This window comes from Microbacterium sp., from assembly GCF_032084865.1.
Taxonomy (GTDB): Bacteria; Actinomycetota; Actinomycetes; order Actinomycetales; family Microbacteriaceae; genus Microbacterium.
In genome coordinates this window covers 1-3,182 of the sequence record NZ_DAMDLU010000210.1, presented here as the reverse complement: position 1 = coordinate 3,182, position 3,182 = coordinate 1, and the positions used below count along the sequence as shown (strand labels likewise).

Sequence of the window (3,182 nt, the reverse complement as noted above, 5' to 3'; positions counted from 1 at the left end):
GGATGCCGTCGCCCGGCACGGACTGCGCCCGCGGGCGCGCATCGTGGCATCCGCCACCGCCGCGCTGGCGCCGGAGATCATGGGTCTCGGCCCCGTGCCCGCCACTGAGAAGGCGCTGCAGAAGGCGGGGCTCACCGTCGCTGATCTCGGCGCGGTCGAGCTGAACGAGGCGTTCGCGTCGCAGTCGCTGGCGTGCATCCGACGCCTCGGCGTCGACCCCGAGATCGTCAACGCCGACGGCGGGGCGATCGCCCTCGGGCACCCGCTCGGCTCCAGCGGCTCGCGTCTGCTGGTCGCGCTGCTCGGTCGGATGGAACGCGAGGGTGCGCGCTTCGGGCTCGCCACGATGTGCGTCGGCGTGGGGCAGGGCACGGCGATGATCGTGGAGCGCATCGATGGCTGACGCGCTGCGGATCGAGACGCGGGGCGACCGGACGGTCGTGACGCTCGCCCGCCCCGCCGTGCGCAACGCGATCGACCAGACCATGGTCGACGAGCTGCATGCCGTGTGCACCGACCTCGAGAACGAGCCAGGGGTGCTGATCATCACCGGCGCCGACGGCGTCTTCGCGTCGGGAGCCGACATCCGTCAGCTGCGCGATCGCACCGCGGACGACGCGCGGCGCGGCATCAACTCGACCGTGTTCCGGCGCATCCGCGAGCTGCCGATGCCGGTGATCGCCGCGGTCGACGGCTATGCGCTGGGTGGCGGCGCCGAGCTCGCCTACGCCGCAGACATCCGCATCGGCACACCGCGGGTGCGCGTCGGCAACCCCGAGACCGGACTCGGCATCATCGCCGCGGCCGGCGCCACGTGGCGGCTGCCCGAGATCATCGGCCACGCCCGTGCCAGCGAGCTGCTGCTCACCGGCAGGATCATCGACGCGCAGGAAGCCCTCGCGTGGGGTCTGCTGTCGTCGCTGCACGAGCCCGACGAGCTGCTCGGCGCTGCGCACGCCATCGCCGACCGCATCTGCGCGAACGGCGCACGGGCCACCGAGTTCACCAAGCGTGCGCTGCTCGCGCCCGCCGACCAGCATCCGGCGATCGAGCTCGAGCTGCAGGCCGAGCTGTTCGACAGCGACGAGAAGCGCCGGCGCATGACGGCGTTCCTCGAGCGCCGGTCGCAGCGATCCGATCGATCGACGCAGCAGGAGGAGAAGAGCCGATGAGCGTTCCCGGGATCGTGGGCGTGCTGGGCGGTGGACGCATGGGCGCCGGAATCGCGCACGCATTCCTCATGGCGGGAGCGCGGGTGCGTCTCGTCGAACGCGATCAGGACTCCGCCGAGGCCGCGCGCACGCGCGTGCTGGCGAGCATCGAGAAGTCCGCTCTCCGCGGCGACCTCGCCGAGCCGCGGCCGGTGATCGAGTCGTTCGCCGTGCACGTCGACCCCGCCGTGTTCGAGAGCGCCGGCCTCGTGATCGAGGCCGTGCCGGAGGATCGCACGCTGAAGGCACAGGCCCTCGCGCACATCGAGCAGATCGTCGCGCACGACGCGGTGCTCGCCACGAACACGTCGTCGATCTCGATCGACGACCTCGCGGCATCGCTCACCCGGCCCGAGCGGTTCCTCGGACTGCACTTCTTCAACCCCGTTCCGGCGTCGACGCTGGTCGAGCTCGTCGTCGGGTCGCGCACGGATCGCGCGGTCGTCGACTCCGCCCGCGAGTGGGTGGCCACGCTGCGCAAGACCCCGGTCGTGATCCGCGACTCGCCCGGTTTCGCATCGAGTCGGCTCGGCGTGCTGCTGGGGTTGGAGGCGATTCGGATGCTCGAGGAGGGCGTCGGCGACGCCGCCGACATCGACGCGGCCATGGAACTGGGCTACCGGCATCCGATGGGTCCGCTGCGCACCACCGACGTCGTCGGCCTCGACGTGCGCCTCGGCATCGCCGAGGAGCTGGCTCGCCAGCTCGGACCGCGTTTCGAGCCGCCGCGGCTGCTGCGGCAGATGGTGGATGCCGGAAAGCTGGGCCGCAAGAGCGGCGAGGGGTTCTACGTGTGGAACGAGGAGAGATGACCGATTTCCTGCCGAGCTACGTTCAGGGTGAGTGGTGGACGCCGAGTGCCGGTGCGACGGGCACCGAGGTGCGCGACGCGTCGACGGGTGAGATCGTGACGCGGGTCTCGACCGAGGGCCTCGATCTCGAGGCCGCTCTCGAGTACGCCCGGACGACGGGTCACTCCTCGCTCGCCGAGTTGACCTTCCACCAGCGGGCGCTGCTGCTCAAGCAGTTCGCCCTGGCGCTGACCGAGCGCAAGGACGAGCTGTACGCGATCTCGGCGCGCACCGGGGCGACCAAGAGCGACTCGTGGGTCGACATCGACGGCGGCATCGGCGTGCTGTTCTCGTACTCGGGCAAGGGGCGGCGCGAGCTGCCGAACAGCCGCGTGCACGTCGATGGCCCGGTCGAGCCTCTCTCGAAAGACGGCAGCTTCATCGGCCGGCACGTCTACACGACCCTGCCCGGGGTCGCGGTGCAGATCAACGCGTTCAACTTCCCCGTGTGGGGGTCTCTCGAGAAGCTCGCCCCGGCGTTTCTCGCCGGCATGCCGACGCTCGTGAAGCCCGCCACGCCGACCGGGTATCTCGCCGAGGCGATGGTGCGCATTCTCGTCGAGTCGGGGCTGCTGCCCGAGGGGTCACTGCAGCTGGTCAGCGGCAGCGTGCCCGATCTGTTCGATCACCTGCGGCTCGGCGATCTGGTCGGTTTCACCGGCAGCGCGTCGACCGCCGAGAAGCTGCGGCAGCACGCGGCCGTGCAGACCGGCGGGGTGCGCTTCACCGCCGAGACCGACTCGATCAACGCGTCGGTGCTGGGCACGGATGCCGTGGCCGGCACGCCCGAGTTCGACGCCTACGTGCGCCAGCTCGTCGTGGAGATGACCAGCAAGGCGGGCCAGAAGTGCACGGCCATCCGCCGGGTGATCGTCCCGGCGGCGGCAGCCGACGATGTGATCGAGGCCGTGCGGGCGCGGATCGCGGAGAAGACGGTGCTCGGCGACCCGCGCGCGGAGGGCGTGACGATGGGGCCGCTCGCGTCGGTCGCGCAGCGCGACGAGGTGCTGCGCCAGGTGCGGAAGCTGCAGGATGCCGGCGGCCGGGTCGTCGTCGGCTCGACCGATGCTCCCTCCGTGCGACAGGCTGACGGGTCGACCGGCCCCGCGCCGGACGGTGC

Annotated in this window: 3 protein-coding genes and 1 pseudogene; all 4 read left to right on the top strand. The window is 71.4% G+C overall.

Annotated elements, in window-relative coordinates:
• Positions 1 to 403, top strand: a pseudogene (locus RT309_RS14470) (3-oxoadipyl-CoA thiolase); the annotation flags it as partial.
• Complete coding sequence (locus RT309_RS14465; RefSeq protein WP_313358162.1) at positions 396 to 1,172, top strand: enoyl-CoA hydratase/isomerase family protein; 777 nt, start codon at positions 396 to 398, stop codon at positions 1,170 to 1,172. The pseudogene RT309_RS14470 and the gene RT309_RS14465, both read left to right, overlap by 8 nt.
• Positions 1,169 to 2,023 carry a 3-hydroxyacyl-CoA dehydrogenase family protein gene (locus RT309_RS14460; RefSeq protein WP_071640474.1) on the top strand — a complete coding sequence of 285 codons (855 nt, stop codon included), beginning with the start codon at positions 1,169 to 1,171 and terminating at the stop codon, positions 2,021 to 2,023. The genes RT309_RS14465 and RT309_RS14460 overlap by 4 nt, the downstream gene beginning before the upstream one ends.
• Positions 2,020 to 3,182 (top strand): aldehyde dehydrogenase family protein (locus RT309_RS14455; RefSeq protein WP_313358159.1); only part of this gene is annotated, 1,163 nt, incomplete at its 3' end. The genes RT309_RS14460 and RT309_RS14455, both read left to right, overlap by 4 nt.